The organism is Streptomyces sp. HNM0574, assembly GCF_012726235.1.
Classification (GTDB): domain Bacteria; phylum Actinomycetota; class Actinomycetes; order Streptomycetales; family Streptomycetaceae; genus Streptomyces.
The window spans coordinates 112,957-131,341 of the sequence record NZ_JAASAH010000018.1 but is presented as its reverse complement, the minus strand read 5'-3'; the positions used below and the strand labels follow the sequence as shown (position 1 = coordinate 131,341).

The window sequence follows — 18,385 nt, the reverse complement described above, 5'->3', positions numbered from 1 at the left end:
CGGGGGGGGGGGGGGGGGGGGGGCGGGGGGGGGGGGGGGGGGGGGGGGGGGGGGGGGGGGGGGGGGGGGGGGGGGCGCGGGCAAGAAAACTGATGCTCCATCAGAAAATCTCTTCACACCCCCGGCCCGCTGCGGCATCCTGCGCCCCATGCAGACGGAGCTGAGCAAGAAGCTGGGAGTCGAGCACGCGCTGTTCGGGTTCACGCCCTTCCCCGCCGTCGCCGCGGCCCTCACCCGCGCGGGAGGCTTCGGCGTGCTCGGAGCCGTGCGGTACGCCGCCGGGGACGAGCTGAAGCGCGACCTCGACTGGATGCAGGACCACACCGACGGACTGCCCTACGGGCTCGACGTCGTCATGCCCGCCAAGAAGGTCGAGGGGGTGACGGAGGAACAGGTCGAGGCCATGATCCCCGAGCAGCACCGGAGTTACGCGCAGGAGGTGCTGGAGCGGTACGGCGTCCCGCCGCTGCCCGAGGGCGAGGAGGGCGGCTGGCGGATCACCGGCTGGATGGAGAGCGTCGCCCGCTCACAGCTCGACGTCGCCTTCGACTACCCCGTGAAACTCCTGGCCAACGCGCTCGGTTCGCCGCCCCCCGACGTCGTCGAGCGGGCGCACCGGCACGGCATGCTCGTCGCCGCGCTCGCGGGCAGCGCGCACCACGCGCGGCGGCACAAGGAGGCCGGCATCGACGTCGTCGTCGCGCAGGGCTACGAGGCCGGCGGGCACACGGGCGAGATCGGCTCGATGGTGCTGACGCCGGAGATCGTCGAGGCCGTCGACCCGCTGCCGGTGCTGGCCGCGGGCGGGATCGGCACCGGGTCGCAGGTCGCCGCCGCCTTCGCGCTCGGCGCGCAGGGCGCCTGGCTGGGCTCGGTCTGGCTGACGACGACGGAGGCGGAGCTGCACTCCCGCAGGCTCACCGAGAAGCTGCTCGCCGCCGGTTCCGGGGACACCGTCCGCTCCCGGGCGCTGACGGGCAAGCCCGCGCGTCAGCTCCGCACCGCCTGGACCGACGCCTGGGACGACCCGGAGGGCCCGGGTCCGCTGCCGATGCCGCTCCAGGGGCTGCTGGTCGCCGAGGCCAACTCCCGTATCCAGCACCACGAGACGGAGGAGCTGCTGGGGACTCCGGTGGGCCAGATCGTCGGGTCCATGAACAGCGAACGGAGCGTGCAGGCCGTCGTGGACGACCTCACCCGCGGCTTCGAGCGGGCGGTGCGGCGTCTCGACCGCGTCGCGGGAAACGGCTGAGCCCTCCGTCCGTCCAGCCCGTCCGTGCCGTCAGTCCGCCGAGGAAGGAGCAGCAGGCCATGCCCGAGCACGACGACACCGCCCCCGCAGCGACGGAGCCGCCCGCCGGTTTCTGGGCGCAGGCCCAGTGGGACCCCGAACGCACCGTGCTGGTCGCGCCCGACGGCGAGGAGTGGAGCGCGGCGCGGCTGCACGCGGCGGCCAACCGGCTCGTCGCGGGGCTGCGCGCCGCCGGGCTCGGCACCGGCGACTCCTTCGCCGTGGTGCTGCCCAACGGCGTCGAGTTCCTCACCGCCTATCTCGCCGCCACCCAGGCCGGGTTCTACATGGTGCCCGTCAACCACCACCTCGTCGGCCCCGAGATCGCCTGGATCCTCCAGGACTCCGGCGCCCGGGTGCTGCTCGCGCACGAGCGCTTCGCCGAGGCAGCGACGGCCGCCGCCGACGAGGCCGGGCTCCCGCGCGAGCACCGCTACGCGGTCGGCGAGGTCCCCGGCTTCCGCCCGTACGAGGAGCTGCTCACGGGTTCCGGGGAGCCGCCGGAGGGCCGGACCGGGGGCTGGGTGATGAACTACACCTCCGGCACCACGGGACGCCCCCGCGGCATCCGCCGCCCGCTCAGCGGCAGGCTCCCCGAGGAGGCCCATCTGGGCGGATTCCTGGGGATCTTCGGCATCCGGCCCTTCGACGGCAACGTCCATCTGGTCTGCTCGCCGCTGTACCACACGGCGGTGCTCCAGTTCGCCGGTGCGGCGCTGCACCTGGGGCACCGGCTGGTGGTGATGGACAAGTGGCGGCCCGAGGAGATGCTGCGGCTCATCGACACCCACGGCGCCACCCACACGCACATGGTCCCCACCCAGTTCCACCGGCTGCTGGCGCTGCCGCCCGAGGTGCGCGCCGCGTACGACGTCTCCTCGATGCGGCACGCGATCCACGGCGCCGCGCCCTGCCCGGACCACGTCAAGCGGGCGATGATCGACTGGTGGGGGACCTGCGTCGAGGAGTACTACGCGGCGAGCGAGGGCGGCGGCGCGTTCGCCACCGCCGAGGACTGGCTGAAGAAGCCGGGGACGGTCGGCAAACCCTGGCCGATCAGCGAGCTCGCCGTCTTCGACGACGACGGGGAGCGGCTCCCGCCGGGCGAACTCGGCACCGTCTACATGAAGATGAGCACCGGCGGCTTCGCCTACCACCGCGACGAGGGCAAGACCAGGAAGAACCGGATCGGCGACTTCTTCACCGTCGGCGACCTCGGATTCCTCGACGAGGACGGCTATCTCTTCCTTCGCGACCGCAAGATCGACATGATCATCTCGGGCGGCGTGAACATCTACCCCGCCGAGATCGAGTCCGCGCTGCTGACCCACCCGGCCGTCGCCGACGCCGCCGTCTTCGGCATCCCGCACGACGACTGGGGCGAGGAGGTCAAGGCCGTCGTCGAGCCGGCCCCCGGGTACGCGCCGGGCCCGGTGCTGTCCGAGGAGATCCTGGCCCACTGCGCGGAGCGGCTGGCGGGCTACAAGCGGCCCCGCACGCTGGACTTCGTGGCCGAGATGCCCCGCGACCCGAACGGCAAGCTGTACAAGCGCAGGCTGCGCGAGCCGTACTGGGAGGGACGCGAAAAGCCGCTGTAGCAACGGGAGTCGGCGGAAACCACAGAAGCCGGTGGCCGTACGTCGTCCCGAAGGCGGTGACGGGGCCTTCCCCGATCGGCCCGACAGGTACATGATGATCCTCCGCCGGGCGAGGAGCGGTGACATCGCGCCACCCGGGAACACGTGAGCGCCAAGGGAAGGGATCCCCATGGGCGGGCTGTGGAGCGGGCAGGGCGTACTGCGCCGCAAACCCATCGAACAGATCGAGGAGACCGAGGGCGGATCGGGTCAGCTCACCCGGGTCCTCGGGCTCGGGCAGCTCACCGCCATCGGCGTCGGCGGCATCATCGGCGCCGGCATCTTCACGCTGGCGGGGACCGTCGCCAGCGGCAAGGCGGGCCCGGCCGTCCTCATCTCCTTCCTGATCGCCGGCCTCGCCAGCGCGGCCGCGGCGCTGTCGTACGCCGAGTTCGCCGGGCTCATCCCGAAGGCCGGTTCCGCCTACACCTACGGGTACGCGGTGCTCGGTGAACTCGCGGGCTGGTTCATCGGCTGGGACCTGCTGCTGGAGTACACGGCCATCGTCTCGGTCGTCGCCATCGGCATATCGGGCTACGCCTCGTTCCTCGCGGACTCGATCGGCATCGATCTGCCCGCCTGGATGCTCGGCGCCCCGGGCACCGGCGAGGGGCACCGGGTCGACCTGTTCGCCGCGCTGCTGTGCCTGCTGATCGCCTATCTGCTGACGCGCGGCATCAAGAGCGCGGCCCGGGCCGAGACGGTCGTGGTCGTGCTCAAGGTGCTGGTCGTGCTGATCGTCATCGTCGTCGGCTTCTTCCACATCAAGACCTCGAACTACGAGCCGTTCTTCCCGTTCGGCCTCAGCGGCGCCTTCACCGGCGCGGCGACGGTCTTCTTCGCGGTGTTCGGGTACGACGCGATGAGCACGGCGGCCGAGGAGTCCAAGGACACCCAGCGGCACATGCCGAAGGCGATCGTGTACTCGCTGGCCATCGCCATGGTGCTGTACGTGCTGGTCTGCCTCGTCCTGGTCGGCATGCAGAACTACAAGGAGATCGACGGCGAGAGTGGCCTGTCCAGCGCCTTCGCCTCGGTCGGCCTCGGAAGCCTGGCCGACGTGATCGCGATCGGCGCCATCATCGGCATCCTCACCGTGATGTTCACCTTCATGCTCGGCGTGACCCGGGTGTGGTGGTCGATGAGCCGGGACGGGCTGCTGCCCAAGTGGTTCGCGAAGACCCACCCGACGCGGCACGTGCCCACCCGGGTCACCTGGATCGCGGGCGGCGCCTCCGCCGTCATCGCGGGCTTCCTGCCGATCGAGGAGGCCGCCGAACTCACCAACATCGGCATCCTGCTGGCCTTCGCCGTCGTCTGCGCCGCCGTGATCGTGCTGCGCTACCGGCGGCCGGAACTGCCCCGCACCTTCCGCTGCCCGGGCATGCCCGTCGTCCCCGCGCTCGGCGTGATCTTCTCGCTGTGGCTGATCACGTTCCTGGAGTGGCAGACCTGGGCCCGCTTCGGCGTCTGGTTCCTGATCGGCCTCGTCGTCTACTTCGCCTACTCCTACCGCCGTTCGGAACTGGCCCGGCGCGGGGCGCCGGAGGACGCGGGCGACGCACAGGGCTGAGTCCCCTTGCGTGCCGGGCTCGTTCCAAGTGGCGGGCCCGGCACGCGAGTTGGGGTACCCCGGAGGTGTGCCGGCTACCGGCCCGCCGTGGCCGGTCGCGCAGTTCCCCGCGCCCCTTGCGCAGTTCCCCGCGCCCCCGGTGGGCGCTACCGCCGCAGGTCGGCGAGCGGGCAGTGGGTGCGGGTGTAGATGGTGGGCATGCAGGCGTTGCCGTGGACGCAGGCCGAGCGGGCCGCGGGGCCGCCCTCGCGGGCCTGGCGTTCCATCCGGCGCACCAGGCCGGGTTCCATCAGCAGGGCCCGTCCCATCGCGGCGAAGTCGAAGCCCTCGCCCATCGCGCGGGCCACGCTCTCGTTGCCCGTGACGCCGCCCAGCAGGACCAGCGGCATCCCCAGCGCGGCCCGGAACCGGCGGGCCAGCGGCAGCAGATAGCAGTCCTCGTACGGGTAGTGGCGCAGGAAGGCCCGCCCGAAGAGGCGTACGCCCAGCCGCAGCGGCTGCGGCATGGCGCGGGCGAACTCGGCGACGGGCGGGGGCCCGTGGAAGAGGTACATGGGGTTCTGCAGCGAGCTGCCCGCCGTCAGCTCCAGCGCGTCCAGGTGCCCGTCCCGCTCCAGCAGCCGGGCCGCCCGCAGCGCGTCCTCGGGCGTGAGGCCGCCGCGTACCCGGTCGGTCATGTTGAGCTTCGCCGTCACCGCGATCCGGTCCCCGACGCGCTCCCGTACGGCGCCGGCCACCTCGCGGGCCAGCCGGGCCCGCGCCGGCAGGCTCCCGCCCCACCCGTCCCGGCGCCGGTTGAGCCGCGGGCTGAGGAAGGAGCCGATCAGGTACGTGTGCCCGAAGTGCAGCTCCACCGCGTCGAATCCGCACTCGGCGGCCAGCTCCGCCGCGTCCGCGTGCCCCCGTACGACGCGCGCCAAGTCGTCCTCGGTCGCCGCCCGCGCGAACCGCCCGCTGAGCGGCGACAGCCGGCGCGAGGCGGAGAGCGCCTGCGCCCGGTTGGAGCGCGCGTCGGCCACCGGGCCCGCGTGCCCGAGCTGCGCCGCGACGGCCGCGCCCTCGCCGTGCACGGCCCGGGCCAGCTCCCGCAGCCCCGGCGCCGCCTCGGGCCGCATCACGATCTGCCGCCGCTCGGTGCGGCCCTCCGGCGCGACGGCGCAGTACGCGACGGTGGTCAGCGCGGCGCCGCCCGCGGCGATGTCCCGGTGGAAGGCGACGAGTTCGTCCGTGACCAGCCCCTCCGGGGTGCGTCCCTCGAAGGTCGCGGCCTTCAGCAGCCGGTTCCGCAGCGTCAGCGGTCCGAGCCGGGCGGGGGCGAACGGGTCGGGCGGCGCGGGCAGCGGCCGCGCCCCGCCCGCGGGACCGTCAGGCACCGGAGCCGCGCTCCGCGACGGCCTTCGCCCAGCGGTAGTCGGCCTTGCCGCTGGGGGAGCGCTGGATGTGGTCGCTGAGCACCACCGTGCGCGGCACCTTGTACCCGGCCAGCCGCCCGCGGCAGTGCGCGCGCACGGCGTCCTCCGTCAGCGGCGCCGCGCCCGGCCTGGGCTGGACGACGGCCGTGACCCGCGAGCCCCAGCGGGGGTCGGACACCCCGGCGACCAGCGCGTCGTAGATATCGGGGTGCGCCTTGAGCGCCTGCTCGACCTCCTCGGGGAAGACCTTCTCGCCGCCGGTGTTGATGCACTGCGAGCCGCGCCCGAGCACGGTGACGACACCGTCCTCGCCGACCGTCGCCATGTCGCCCAGCAGCACCCAGCGGGCCCCGTCCGCCTCGAAGAAGGTCTCGGCCGTCTTCTGCGGGTCGTTGTAGTAGCCCAGCGGGACGTGCCCGCGCAGCGCGACCCGGCCCGTGCCGCCCGGTTCCACCGGGCGCCGGGTGGCCGGATCGACCACCGCCGTACCGGAGTTGACCTGGATGCGGAAGCCCTTCTCGGGGCCGGAGTCGGCGGTCGCGGTGCCGTTGAAGCCGGACTCCGAGGAGCCGAAGTTGTTGATCAGCATCGCGTGCGGCACGAGCTCGGCGAAGCCGGCCCGTACGGTCTCGGAGAGGACGGCGCCGGAGCTGGAGACGGCCAGCAGCGAGGAGCAGTCGGTGCCCCTGAGCGGGCCGCGCAGCGCGTCCGTCAGCGGGCGCAGCATCGCGTCGCCGACCAGCGAGACGGCGGTGACCCGCTCCCGCTCGACGGTGCGCAGCACCTCCTCCGGCACGAACTTCCGGTGCAGCACCAGCTTCTGGCCGAAGTGCAGGCCGATGAACGCGGTCAGCGTCGAGGTGCCGTGCATCAGCGGCGGGGTGGGGAAGAACACCAGGCCCGCACCGCCGGCCGCGACCCGCTCGGCCAGCTCCTCGGGCCGGGAGACGGGCGTCCCCGTGGGGTCGCCGCCGCCCATCCCGGAGAAGAAGATGTCCTCGGCCCGCCACATCACGCCCTTGGGCATGCCGGTGGTGCCGCCGGTGTAGATGATGATCTGGTCGTCCCCGGAGCGGCGCGGGAAGCCCCGCTCCGGCGAGCCGGACGCCTCGGCGGCGGCGAAGTCCACGGGCGCGAGCGCCGGTTGGGGCGCCCCTTCCGGCGCCGGGCCGACCCGTACCAGGTGCCGCAGCCGCTCGGTGCGGGGCAGCGCGGCGGCGACCCGCCCGGTGAACTCGCCGTCGAAGACGAGCCCCACCAGGTCGGCGTCCCGGTAGAGGTAGACCAGTTCCTCCTCGACGTAGCGGTAGTTGACGTTCACCGGCACGGCGCGGATCTTCAGGCAGGCGAGCGCCGTCTGGAGGTACTCGACGCCGTTGTACAGATGCAGCCCGACGTGCTCGCCCGGACGCACCCCGCTGTCCGCGAGATGGTGGGCGATCCGGTTCGCCGCCGCGTCCAGCTGCCGGTAGGTGAGGCGCCGTTCGGCGCCGGTGCCCGGATGGTCGGCGTACACCAGCGCCTCGCGGTCCGGGACGGTGTCGGCGACCGACTCGAACAGGTCGGCAAGGTTGTACTCCACGGCTCTCCTCCAGCCCAGGGTGTCCGCGTCCTCGGCGCCTCCCGCCGCCCGCGCGCACCGGGCCCGTGACCGGCGCGGGACGCCGCCTGGCCGTCATCAGAGCATCAGGCGCGTGAGGCGGGAAGGGCCGCGGCAGAAAAATCTGACTGCCTGTCAGAAAGCTCTTGAAGTACCGACGGCGCTACTGCAACCTGTTCCAGGTCTGGAGCCGCGCGTACCGGAAGGACACCCCATGGGCGGTACGGAACACCTGACGACACGGCGCGAGGGCGCGACCCTCGTCCTCACCCTCGACCGTCCGGAGGCCAAGAACGCGTTGTCGCTCCCCATGCTCGTCGGACTCCACGACGCCTGGGAGGAGGCCGACGAGGACGACGCCGTCCGCTCCGTCGTCCTCACCGGCTCCGGCGGAGTGTTCTGCGCGGGCATGGACCTCAAGGCCCTCGCCGGGGACGGCATGGCCGGCGAGCAGTACCGCGACCGCCTCAAGGCCGACCCCGACCTGCACTGGAAGGCGATGCTCCGGCACCACCGCCCGCGCAAGCCCGTCATCGCGGCCGTCGAGGGCCACTGCGTGGCCGGCGGCACCGAGATCCTCCAGGGCACCGACATCCGCGTCGCCGCCGAGACCGCCACCTTCGGACTCTTCGAGGTACGCCGCGGACTCTTCCCCATCGGCGGCTCGACCGTCCGGCTCCCGCGCCAGATCCCGCGCACCCACGCCCTGGAGATGCTCCTCACCGGACGCCCCTACAGCGCCGAGGAGGCCGCGCGGATCGGACTCGTCGGGCACGTCGTCCCCGAGGGCGCCGCGCTGGAGCGCGCCCTGGAGATCGCCGAGCGCGTCAACGCCTGCGCCCCACTGGCCGTCGAGGCCGTCAAGGCGTCCGTCTACGAGACCGCCGGGATGACCGAGGAGGACGCGCTCGCCTCCGAACTGGAGCGCGGCTGGCCCGTGTTCGGCACCGCGGACGCCAAGGAGGGCGCCCGCGCCTTCGCCGAGAAACGCCCCCCGGTCTACCGCCGCGCCTGACGCGCCCGCCCCGGCACCCGGCCAGAAACGGAGATCCCCGAGATGACGTCGCACGCCTCCCCGCCGGAGACCCTCAGCGCACCCCTGGTCGTCGAGTTCCCCTTCACCCGCTCCCTCGGGTCCGTCCAGAGCGCCTTCCTCACCGGCCTGCGCGAGCGCACCGTCCTGGGCGTGCGCGGCACGTCGGGCCGGGTGCTCGTGCCGCCCGCCGAGTACGACCCGGACACCGCCGAGGAGCTGAGCGAACTCGTCGAGGTCGCTCCCACCGGCACCGTCACCACCTGGGCCTGGAACCCGCGGCCCCGCGCCGGACAGCCCCTGGACACCCCCTTCGCCTGGGTCCTCGTCCGCCTCGACGGCGCCGACACCGCGCTCCTGCACGCCCTCGACGCACCGGGCCCCGAGGCCGTGCGCACCGGCATGCGGGTCCGCGTCCGCTGGGCCGGGGAGCGGCAGGGCGCCATCACCGACATCGCCTGCTTCGAACCGGCGGACGCGGAAGGCCCCCCGGACGCCGGACCCCGCGCGCACAGCGGCGAGTTCACCGACCCCGTCACCGGGATCGTCGCCCCCGCGCGGCTCGACTACACCTACACCCCCGGCCGCGCCCAGACCCGGTACATCCACGCCCTCGCCGAGCGCCGGATCGTCGGCGAACGCTGCCCCGAGTGCCGCAAGGTCTACGTACCGCCCCGCGGCGCCTGCCCCACCTGCGGCGTCCCCACCGGCGAGCGCGTCGAGTGCGGGCCCAGGGGCACGGTGACCACCTTCTGCGTCGTCAACATCAAGGCGAAGAACCTGGACATCGAAGTCCCCTACGTCTACGCCCACATCGCCCTCGACGGCGCCGGGCTCGCGCTGCACGGCCGCGTCGCCGGAATCCCCTACGAACAGGTGCGGATGGGGCTGCGCGTCGAACCCGTGTGGACCGAGGACGGCCGCTTCCCCGACCACTACCGCCCCACCGGCGAACCCGACGCCGACTGGGACGACTACAAGGAGGTGCTGTGATGCGGCCCGCACGCGAGGTGTCCGTCGTGGCCTTCGCCCAGACCCGGCACGTGCGGGCGGCGGACGAGCTCTCGGAGGTCGAGATGCTCATGCCCGTCCTCCGCGAGGTCCTCGAGCGCACACAACTCACCACCGGCGAGATCGACTTCACCTGCTCGGGCTCCTGCGACTATCTCGCCGGCCGCGCCTTCTCCTTCACCATGACCCTCGACGGCGTCGGCGCCTGGCCCCCCGTCTCCGAGTCGCACGTCGAGATGGACGGGGCCTGGGCGCTGTACGAGGCCTGGGTCAAGATCCTCACCGGCGAGGCCGACACGGCACTCGTCTACTCCTACGGCAAGTCCTCGCCCGGCGAGCTCCGCGACGTCCTCACCCGCCAGCTCGACCCGTACTACACGGCGCCGCTCTGGCCCGACTCCGTCTCCCTCGCCGCCCTCCAGGCCCGGGCCCTGATGGACACCGGCGAGGCGGACGAGGCCGCGTTCGCCGGCGTCGCCTCCCGCAGCCACCGGGACGCCGGGGCCAACCCGTACGCGCAGCGGAGCGCCGCGCCGGCCTCCGAGGACTACGTCGTGGCACCGCTCCGGGCGGCCGACTGCCCGCCCGTCGGCGACGGCGCGGCCGCCGTGATCCTCGCCGCCGGGGACGTCGCCGGCCGGCTCTGCGAGCGGCCCGCCGTGATCACGGGCATGGACCACCGCATCGAGGCGCACGGCCTCGGCGTCCGCGACCTCACCGACTCGCCCTCCGCCCGGCTCGCCGCCGAACGCGCCGGAGCCTTCGAACGGCCCGTGGACACCGCCGAGTTGCACGCCCCGTTCAGCGCCCAGGAACTCGTCCTGCGCAAGGCCCTCCGGCTGGACGGACAGCCGGACGTGACCGTCAACCCGTCCGGCGGCGCCCTCGGCGCGAACCCGATGATGGCCGCCGGGCTCATCCGCATCGGCGAGGCCGCGGCCCGCATCCACCGGGGCGAGTCCCGGCGCGCACTGGCACACGCCACCTCGGGGCCGTGCCTCCAGCAGAACCTCGTCGCGGTCCTCGAAGGGGGAGAGGCGGAATGAGCGGCAGCACCACGCACAAGGAGCCCGTGGCCGTCGTCGGGATCGGCCAGACGCAGCACGCCTCGGCCCGCCGGGACGTCTCCCTCGCCGGACTCGTCCGCGAGGCGGCCCGGCGGGCGCTCGACGACGCGGGGCTCGACTGGGCCGACGTCGACGCCGTCGTGATCGGCAAGGCGCCCGACTTCTTCGAGGGCGTCATGATGCCCGAGCTCTACCTCGCCGACGCCCTCGGCGCCACCGGGAAGCCCATGCTGCGCGTGCACACCGCGGGCTCCGTCGGCGGCTCCACCGCGCTGGTGGCGGCCAACCTCGTCGCCGCCCGGGTGCACGGCACCGTCCTCACCCTCGCCTTCGAGAAGCAGTCCGAGTCCAACGCCATGTGGGGCCTGTCGCTGCCCGTCCCCTTCCAGCAGCCGCTGCTCGCCGGCGCCGGCGGCTTCTTCGCGCCGCACGTGCGCGCGTACATGCGGCGCACCGGGGCACCGGACACCGTCGGCTCCCTCGTCGCCTACAAGGACCGCAGGAACGCGCTGAAGAACCCCTACGCGCACGTCCACGAGCACGACATCACGCTGGAGAAGGTGCGCTCCTCGCCGATGCTGTGGGACCCGGTCCGCTACTCCGAGACCTGCCCCTCCTCCGACGGCGCCTGCGCCATGGTCCTCACGGGCCGCGACGGCGCCCGGCGCGCCCCGCGCCCGCCCGCCTGGGTGCACGGCGGGGCGATGCGGAGCGAGCCGACACTCTTCGCGGGGAAGGACGCCGTCTCGCCCCGCGCGGGCAGCGACTGCGCGGCCGACGTCTACCGCCAGGCCGGGATCACCGACCCCCGGCGGGAGATCGACGCCGTCGAGATGTACGTCCCGTTCTCCTGGTACGAGCCGATGTGGCTGGAGAACCTGGGCTTCGCCGCCGAGGGCGAGGGCTGGAAGCTCACCGAGTCCGGAGCCACCGAGATCGACGGCGACCTGCCCGTCAACCCCTCGGGCGGGGTGCTCTCCACCAACCCCATCGGCGCCTCCGGGATGCTGCGCTTCGCCGAGGCCGCGCTCCAGGTGCGCGGGCAGGCGGGGGAGCACCAGGTCGAGGGCGCGCGACGGGCGCTCGGGCACGCGTACGGCGGCGGCTCGCAGTTCTTCGCCATGTGGCTCGTCGGCGCCGAACCGCCCACGTCCTGACGGGAATCGGCGCCGCGTGGCCCCCGGGGCGCGCGCCCGCGCGGAGCGCTCCGGACAGTCCCGTACGCGGCCTGTCCCCGGACCGCTCCGGGTGGTTACGCTGGCCGCCGTCACGCCCACCGGGAGGAGCACGCACGTGGCCGACCGCACCATCACGAGCACGGCAGTGACCGGCACGCCCGTGACCAGTACGGCAGCGACCGGAAGCGCAGCGACGGGCACCGCGGTGCGGACGCCGGCGCCGCGGCCCGACCTCGACCTCAGCGGCGCCCGCTGGCAGTCCGGCAGCCAGGGCAGGGGAGACGTCGAGATCGCCTTCGTCGAGGGCTGGATCGCGATGCGGAACGCGGGGACGCCCGACGTCCCCGCCGTGATCTTCGCCCCGGGGGAGTGGAACGCCTTCGTGCACGGCGCCCGCGACGGCCGCTTCGACCTGACCTGAGCCGGTACGGCCCCGGGCCGCCCGCTGCGGCGGTCCGGCCCGGCGGCAGGTCACCGCGGGTGCCACGTACCATGGAGGTCATGTCGTTCCTCCGCCGCCGCAGCGCCGCCGTGCCCGCAGGTCCGGACTTCGACGTCCTGGCCATGGACCCGACCGACTGGCCGGGCAATCTGGGCGCGGGCCTGCTGCCCGCTCCGGACGGCACCTGCCAGGGCGTCTTCCTCCGGTACGACCTCTTCGGCGGGCGCGGCCCCGCCATGATCATCGGTAACCTCCCCGAGGGTTCGCCCGCCCGCGAGGTCGACGAGGGCCAGGCCCCCTTCGAGGTCCAGCAGCTGCTGGAGGCCCTGGAGAACGACGAGCCGGTCGAGGTGCTCGGCGTCGAGGACGACCCGGTGATGCACGAGGACAACCTCCTCATCGTCCGCCGCGTCAAGCTGTCCGAAGACCGCATCTCCTGCGTCCAGTTCGACCGCAGCGACGGCGTCCTGGTGACCATCGCCAGCTGGGACCGCCCCATCACCAGCGACCTGTACGCCCTGCTCAAACCGCTGCCGGCGGAGATGTTCCAGCAGTAGGCCCGCACGGCCCCGGCACAGCACGAGGGCGGTGGCACGGACGACCGTGCCACCGCCCTCGCCGTCGCTCAGCGCCCGCCGTCACCCACCTCCGTGATCCGCACGTCGTCCGCCCTGACGAAGGCGACCCGGTGCCCGAGCTGGATCTGCACGTACCGCAGGCCGCCCCGCACCACCCGGAACTTCTCCGCCTCCGGGTCGAAGTCCGGCGCGGACAGGTACGTCCCCCGCACCGCCGGCCCGGCCGCCGCGTACCGCTGCCCGGCCCGCACGGTGTACGGGAGCGGCGTCAGCTTCCGCGGCTCGACCCCGTCCGGGTACGCGCTCTCCTCCGGGTACGCGGTGCCGTACACCGGGACCGTGTCCTTGCCGGGGCGCGGGGTCACCACGCGGCCGGAAGCGGGGACCGCGGCCGGCGCCTCCGCCGGATTCCGGAACCACGCCTTCCGGCCCAGGTACCAGACGGCCGTCCAGCCCTTCTTGGCACCGGCGACCGCGTACTGCTGGCCGGTGGAGGCCCGCGCGCCGGTGTCGTTGACGCCCGTCGTGGACTCGCCGCCGCCCGGGTGCAGCCCCTCGTCCTTCACCAGCGGCGCGTCCTCCCGGGGCGCGGTGTGCAGCCGCACCGCACCCGAACCGTGCGGCGGACAGGGTGAGTTGGTGCTCTTCCCGCCCTTCTTGCCGCTCTCGCACCCGGTGTACTCGGGCCGGTGTGCCGCGTAGTCGGGGCGGATCGTCACCAGCCCGCGCGCGCCCCCGCCGCGCTCCCCGGTGAACGGCTCGCCGAGCAGCTCGAAGTAGTGCGCCCAGTCCCAGTACGGGCCCGGGTCGGTGTGCATGTCCGGGATCGCTGCGGGCGTCACGCCGGGCACGTTGTCGTGGCCGAGGATGTGCTGCCGGTCCAGCGGGATGTCGTACTCGGCCGCCAGGTGCCGCACCAGCCGCGCCGAGGAGCGGTACATCGCCTCCGTGAACCAGGCGTCCGGATCGGCGAGGAAGCCCTCGTGCTCCAGGCCGATCGAGGCGGAGTTGACGTACCAGTTGCCCGAGTGCCAGGCCACGTCCTTGTTCGCCACGTGCTGCGCCACATGGCCGTCCGAGGAGCGGAGCGTGTAGTGCCACGACACGTACTTCGGGTCCTGGATCAGGTCCATCACCCCGTCCCAGGCGCCCTCGGTGTCGTGCACGACGATGTACTCGATCTTCTGCGAGCCGGGCCGCCGCGTCTTGTCGTGGTTGCCGAAGTCCGCCTCGCCGTCGTCGCCTGTGTACTCCTCGTACGGCGCGGGCAGCCACTCGCAGGACAGCCCCCGCGGACAGTCCGCACGGTCCGAGGAGGCCGAGGCGAGCTTCCGCGCCCGGCCCGACTGGTCCGCGTCCGGCCGCAGTCGGGGCCGCGCGGCCAGCTCCACCCGCTGGCCCGCGTCCGTGACCCGCCGCTCGCCGCTCCGGATCACCTCGAAGACCTCACCCGCGAAGGCCGCCCCGGCCGAGGCCCCGGGCGAGGACGGGAACGCCGCCACCGCCGCGTACCAGTCCGCCGGATCGGAGCTGAGCGGATGCCCCAGCCGCTGCTGCGCCCGCGCCAGCAGCGCGGCGCCGCCCCGGATGTTGGCCTCGGGCGACGAGCGCAGCTCGGCCCGCGACAGCCCGGTCAGCCGGGCGGCACGCTCCAAGGTCCGCAGCCGCGCCGGGAGTTCACGCCCCCGGGCCTCGGCGCCCCCGCCCGCCGGCGCGGAGGCGAGGCGCGGGGCGCGGGCCGGGTCGCCGCGCGCGTCCTCGCGGTCCGAGTGGCCCGGGTGCCCGGCGGCGCGGCCGGCCAGCGCGGTGCGGGCGTCGGTCAGGTGCATCGGGCCGTAGCCGCCGGACACGCTTGGGGCGCCCCCGTGACCGTCCCAGCGCGACTGGAGGTACGCGACCCCGAGCAGCACCTCGCGGGGCACGTCGTACGCTTCGGCCGCCTCCGCGAACGCCCGCTGCAACGCGCCCTGTTGACCGCCGTCGGCCCCGGACGCGGCCCCGGCGGGCGGCCCCGTCACGGCCAGCGGCAGCAGCAGTCCGGCCGCGGCCGCGAGCACGGCGCCCCGCACCGGGACGGACCGCCGGTGAACCGTTCCTGCTCCGGAGCGGCGACGGCGTCGACGGAGCGGGCGGGCGTGGCGGGAACCCGGGGCCGGTCTTTCGGGCTCCGCCGGGGACTCGGACGACGATCCAGGCATGCGGCCTCCTCGTACGGGTGCCCCGGGCCTGCGGGGCACGGGCGGATCACAGTGGTATCCGTTGCCCGATGACCCGTCAATCTCCCGCGTCGGGCCGGTCCGTCACCCGCGTACCCGGCGCCCCTCCCACCGCACGGGTCCGCGGGGCGCCGTCGGCCCGGACCGACGACACCCCGCGGCCACCGCCCCCGGGACCGCATCACCCCGGGGCCCACGGCCGCCGCACGTCGCACCACGTGCCCACCCCCGCGCGGCCGCGCGTACTGTGGCCCGGCGCTCGCATCCCCCTGGTGCCCCCGTCACCGGACGGCGCCCTCAGCGGGTGCCCACCGCGGCGCGTACCGCACGCCGGGCGAGCCCGCAGTCGTCGTGCAGGCGCCGCAGCAGCAGCCGCTGCTGCTCGCCCGTCGCCATGCCGCCGGCCCGCTCGTCGCCGCCCGTGGGAGCCGTGGCGCCGGGGGGCGCGGGCTCGCGCATGGTGCGCTGCACGGCGGTCTCGTACGTGCGGATCTCCCGGGTGAGGACCAGCATCAGGTTCACCAGGAACGCGTCCCGCGCGGCCGGGCCCTGGAGCTGCGCGAGCTGGCTGATCCGGCGTCTCATGTCGGGCGCGGCACCGAGCGCGGACCACAGGGTGGCCAGGTCGTAGCCGGGCAGGTACCAGCCGGCGTGCTCCCAGTCGACGAGGGCCGGACCGGCGGGGGCCAGCAGCACGTTCGTCAGCAGCGCGTCCCCGTGGCAGAACTGCCAGGGCACGCCCTGCCGGCCGCCCGCGCGGGCCACACCGTGCAGCAGCTTCTGCAGGTCGCCCAGGTCACGGTCGGTCAGCAGGCCCAGCTCGTGGTAGCGGTTCAGCCGTGCCGGATAGTCGACCGGACGGTCGAACATGCCCTGCGGCGGCTGCCAGTGGTTCACCTTGCCCACCGCCGTCAGCACCGCGCGCAGGTCGCCGGGCGGCGGCGCGTCGAAGGGGTGGCGGCGGGTGGCGGCGACCCGGCCCGGCAGCCGTTCGATGACCAGCGTGCACGCCTCCGGGTCGGCGGCCACCAGCCGCGGCACCCGCACCGGCGGACGGTGCCGGACGAACGTGCGGTAGGCCGCTATTTCGTGCTCGAAGCGCTCCGCCCAGGCGGGCGAGTGGTCCAGCAGGCACTTGGCCACGACGGGGCTCCGTCCCGCCGTGCCCGCGAGCAGCACCGTACGGCCGTGCCGCCGCAGCAGCTGCACCGGCTGGAACTCGGGACAGATCCGGTTGACCGCGGCGATCGCGGACCGGATCCGGGCCCCCTGCGGCCCGGACAGGTCCAGCCGCCCGCTGAGCGGCTGGACCCCGATGCCGTTCGTGCCGCTGGTGCGCCGCGGCTGTCCGACGCGCGGCCCGTGCCCCCCGGTGTAGGGGGTGGCGGGCCGTGGCGGGACGGGGACCGTGCCGGGTCCGGCGCCGCCGTAGGGCTGCGCGCGGCGCTGCCGGGGCGCTGCGGACACGGGGGACGTTGCTGGATACATGGGCGAGCAGGATCCCTTCGTGCGCCGACGGGTTGGTGCGCTCCCCGGCCCGGCGGGGCCGGGACCGGTGCGGCGGACGAGCACCCTGGGGAGTGCGGTGCCGTACCGGGCCCGGCCGCCCGTACCGTCGCCGCTCCCGCACGCGGAAGGTGCGGAGCGAGCGGTTCCGGTCCGGGCCGGGGTGGCGCGTTCCTACAGGACACCCCGGCGCGGGTGGCACACCACTTGGCGAACCCTGGCGAACCCTGGCGAATGCTCGCAGGCCCCTTCGCGGGACGGTTAGTGTCAACTCAGCCGAGAACCTGGGGGCTTGACGTGACCAAGGGACCCAACACCCGCCTCGCGGACCTCTTCGGCCTCGCCGGCTGGTCCAAGGGCGAGCTCGCGCGGCTGGTCAACAAGCAGGCGGCGGCCATGGGCCATCCGCAGCTGTCGACCGACACCTCGCGTGTGCGGCGCTGGATCGACATGGGGGAGAGCCCCCGTGATCCGGTGCCGAAGGTGCTGGCCGCCCTGTTCACCGAGCGACTCGGCCGTGTCGTGACCATCGAGGACCTCGGGTTCGGCAAGGCAGGGCGCACCGGGAGACGGCAGTCCGGAAGCGACGGACTCCCATGGGCGCCCGAGCAGACCGCCGCGGTCCTCACCGAATTCACGGGAATGGACCTCATGCTCAACCGACGCGGCTTGGTGGGCGCGGGTGCCGCGCTCACCGCGGGATCAGCACTCACCGCTGCCATGTACGACTGGCTCAGGACGGAACCCTCGTCCCGGCTCGCGCTCCCCCACGACGGCGCCGTGCACACCGACCAGGCGGCCTACGACCTGTACGAGGCGGCCCCCGTGGGCACCCAGGAGGTCGAGGCGCTGGAGCGCTCGGTCGAGGTGTTCCGCGCCTGGGACGCCGCACGCGGCGGCGGCCTCCAGCGCAAGGCCGTGGTGGGCCAGCTCAACGAGGTGGGCGGCATGCTCGCCTACGACCACCCCGGCCACCTCCAGCGCCGCCTGTGGGGCGTCGCGGCGAACCTCGCGGTGCTGGCCGGCTGGATGTCGCACGACGTGGGCATGGAGCCCACCGCGCAGAAGTACTTCATCATCGCCGCGCACGCGGCCCGCGAGGGCGGGGACCGGCCCCGCGCGGGCGAGGCCCTCTCCCGGGCCGCCCGCCAGATGGTGCACCTGGGCCGCCCGGACGACGCCCTGGACCTGATGAAGCTGGCCCGCTCGGGGTCCGGGGAGGAGACCCTGCCGCGCACCCGCGCCATGCTGCACACCATCGAGGCGTGGGCCCAGGCCACGAAGGGCGACGGCCGTCGCATGCGGCGCACCCTCGGCGAGGCCGAGGAGCTGTTCGCCTCGGACAACGGCGACGTCCCGCCGCCGAGTTGGATGCAGATGTTCGACGAGGCCGACCTGCACGGCATGCAGGCCCTGGCCTTCCGCACCCTCGCCGAACACGACCCGAAGGCGGCGCCCACGGCCGAGCACCACGCCAAGCGGGCCCTGGACCTGCGGGGCGACGGACGGCAGCGGTCGAACATCTTCGACTACATCTCGCTGGCCTCCGCCTGCTTCATCGCCGACGACCCCGAACAGGCCGACCGCTACGCGCGGATGGCGCTGCTCGCCATCGGCGAGAACTCCTCGCACCGCACCTGGGACCGGCTCCGCGAGATGTACCGGCTGACGGGCCAGTACGCGGGCTACTCGAAGATCGAGGACCTGCGGCAGGAGATCCAGGCCGCCCTGCCCCGCTCACCGCGCACCTCGGCGGAACGCCAGGTGCCCCCGGGCATCCCGCGGGGGGCCAGGTCCACCAAGGGCGTACCCCGGGGCGGCCTCCGCTCGGTCTGACCGGC

The 18,385-nt window shown here is 74.1% G+C and carries 14 protein-coding genes; 10 read left to right on the top strand and 4 right to left on the bottom strand.

The features are described 5' to 3' along the window. Positions 1-148 precede the first annotated feature (148 nt). The 3 genes from HCC30_RS24795 to HCC30_RS24785 all read left to right on the top strand — a co-directional run bounded on the left by HCC30_RS24795 (position 149) and on the right by HCC30_RS24785 (position 4,501). The gene (locus HCC30_RS24795) at positions 149-1,252 is read left to right on the top strand and encodes a nitronate monooxygenase family protein (protein WP_169444994.1); all 1,104 of its coding nucleotides are present in this window, start codon (positions 149-151) and stop codon (positions 1,250-1,252) included. A 59-nt stretch (positions 1,253-1,311) separates the two neighbouring features. Continuing rightward, positions 1,312-2,889, top strand: a complete 1,578-nt coding sequence (locus HCC30_RS24790; RefSeq protein WP_169444993.1) for an acyl-CoA synthetase — start codon at positions 1,312-1,314, stop codon at positions 2,887-2,889. A 169-nt stretch (positions 2,890-3,058) separates the two neighbouring features. Continuing rightward, on the top strand, positions 3,059-4,501 hold the full coding sequence (locus HCC30_RS24785) for an amino acid permease (RefSeq protein WP_169444992.1): 1,443 nt from the start codon (positions 3,059-3,061) through the stop codon (positions 4,499-4,501). A gap of 146 nt (positions 4,502-4,647) precedes the next feature. On the opposite strand, the gene HCC30_RS24780 is transcribed toward HCC30_RS24785, so the two are convergent. Together HCC30_RS24780 and HCC30_RS24775 are read right to left on the bottom strand one after the other, a co-directional pair. Beyond that, positions 4,648-5,874, bottom strand: a complete 1,227-nt coding sequence (locus tag HCC30_RS24780; protein WP_346776792.1) for an NADH:flavin oxidoreductase — start codon at positions 5,872-5,874, stop codon at positions 4,648-4,650. Beyond that, positions 5,867-7,495, bottom strand: a complete 1,629-nt coding sequence (locus HCC30_RS24775) for an acyl-CoA synthetase (RefSeq protein ID WP_169444991.1) — start codon at positions 7,493-7,495, stop codon at positions 5,867-5,869. The genes HCC30_RS24780 and HCC30_RS24775 overlap by 8 nt, the downstream gene beginning before the upstream one ends. 232 nt (positions 7,496-7,727) lie before the next feature. On the opposite strand from HCC30_RS24775, the gene HCC30_RS24770 reads away from it, so the two are divergent. The 6 genes from HCC30_RS24770 (at position 7,728) to HCC30_RS24745 (ending at position 12,801) form a co-directional block, all read left to right on the top strand. Next, entirely contained in the window at positions 7,728-8,528 is an 801-nt protein-coding gene (locus HCC30_RS24770; RefSeq protein ID WP_169444990.1) for a crotonase/enoyl-CoA hydratase family protein, read from the top strand. 42 nt (positions 8,529-8,570) lie between these two features. Further along, positions 8,571-9,539, top strand: a complete 969-nt coding sequence (locus HCC30_RS24765; protein WP_169444989.1) for an OB-fold nucleic acid binding domain-containing protein — start codon at positions 8,571-8,573, stop codon at positions 9,537-9,539. Then, positions 9,539-10,603, top strand: a complete 1,065-nt coding sequence (locus tag HCC30_RS24760; protein WP_169444988.1) for a thiolase domain-containing protein — start codon at positions 9,539-9,541, stop codon at positions 10,601-10,603. The genes HCC30_RS24765 and HCC30_RS24760 overlap by 1 nt, the downstream gene beginning before the upstream one ends. After that, positions 10,600-11,781, top strand: coding sequence for a thiolase domain-containing protein (locus HCC30_RS24755; protein WP_169444987.1), 1,182 nt, complete (start codon positions 10,600-10,602; stop codon positions 11,779-11,781). The genes HCC30_RS24760 and HCC30_RS24755 overlap by 4 nt, the downstream gene beginning before the upstream one ends. Positions 11,782-12,007: 226 nt before the next feature. Continuing rightward, entirely contained in the window at positions 12,008-12,223 is a 216-nt protein-coding gene (locus tag HCC30_RS28825; RefSeq protein ID WP_169445007.1) for a DUF397 domain-containing protein, read from the top strand. Positions 12,224-12,303: 80 nt separating this feature from the next. Then, positions 12,304-12,801 carry a hypothetical protein gene (locus HCC30_RS24745; protein ID WP_169444986.1) on the top strand — a complete coding sequence of 166 codons (498 nt, stop codon included), beginning with the start codon at positions 12,304-12,306 and terminating at the stop codon, positions 12,799-12,801. A gap of 68 nt (positions 12,802-12,869) precedes the next feature. On the opposite strand, the gene HCC30_RS24740 is transcribed toward HCC30_RS24745, so the two are convergent. After that, complete coding sequence (locus tag HCC30_RS24740) at positions 12,870-14,879, bottom strand: peptidoglycan recognition family protein (RefSeq protein ID WP_346776791.1); 2,010 nt, start codon at positions 14,877-14,879, stop codon at positions 12,870-12,872. Between the two features lie 456 nt (positions 14,880-15,335). Next, a complete protein-coding gene (locus tag HCC30_RS24735) occupies positions 15,336-16,526 on the bottom strand; it encodes an aminoglycoside phosphotransferase family protein (RefSeq protein ID WP_169444984.1) in 1,191 nt (396 codons plus the stop codon). 315 nt (positions 16,527-16,841) lie between these two features. On the opposite strand from HCC30_RS24735, the gene HCC30_RS24730 reads away from it, so the two are divergent. After that, positions 16,842-18,380: a hypothetical protein gene (locus HCC30_RS24730; protein WP_169444983.1), complete on the top strand. Its 1,539-nt coding sequence runs from the start codon at positions 16,842-16,844 to the stop codon at positions 18,378-18,380. Positions 18,381-18,385: the final 5 nt, after the last annotated feature.

What these genes read in the sequence shown, in the direction of transcription:
- HCC30_RS24795 (WP_169444994.1), top strand. Translation starts at nt 149, where the DNA reads ATGCAGACGGAGCTGAGCAAGAAGCTGGGAGTCGAGCACGCGCTGTTC.
- HCC30_RS24790 (WP_169444993.1), top strand. Translation starts at nt 1,312, where the DNA reads ATGCCCGAGCACGACGACACCGCCCCCGCAGCGACGGAGCCGCCCGCC.
- HCC30_RS24785 (WP_169444992.1), top strand. Translation starts at nt 3,059, where the DNA reads ATGGGCGGGCTGTGGAGCGGGCAGGGCGTACTGCGCCGCAAACCCATC.
- HCC30_RS24770 (WP_169444990.1), top strand. Translation starts at nt 7,728, where the DNA reads ATGGGCGGTACGGAACACCTGACGACACGGCGCGAGGGCGCGACCCTC.
- HCC30_RS24765 (WP_169444989.1), top strand. Translation starts at nt 8,571, where the DNA reads ATGACGTCGCACGCCTCCCCGCCGGAGACCCTCAGCGCACCCCTGGTC.
- HCC30_RS24760 (WP_169444988.1), top strand. Translation starts at nt 9,539, where the DNA reads ATGCGGCCCGCACGCGAGGTGTCCGTCGTGGCCTTCGCCCAGACCCGG.
- HCC30_RS24755 (WP_169444987.1), top strand. Translation starts at nt 10,600, where the DNA reads ATGAGCGGCAGCACCACGCACAAGGAGCCCGTGGCCGTCGTCGGGATC.
- HCC30_RS24745 (WP_169444986.1), top strand. Translation starts at nt 12,304, where the DNA reads ATGTCGTTCCTCCGCCGCCGCAGCGCCGCCGTGCCCGCAGGTCCGGAC.
- HCC30_RS24735 (WP_169444984.1), bottom strand. Translation starts at nt 16,526, where the DNA reads ATGTATCCAGCAACGTCCCCCGTGTCCGCAGCGCCCCGGCAGCGCCGC.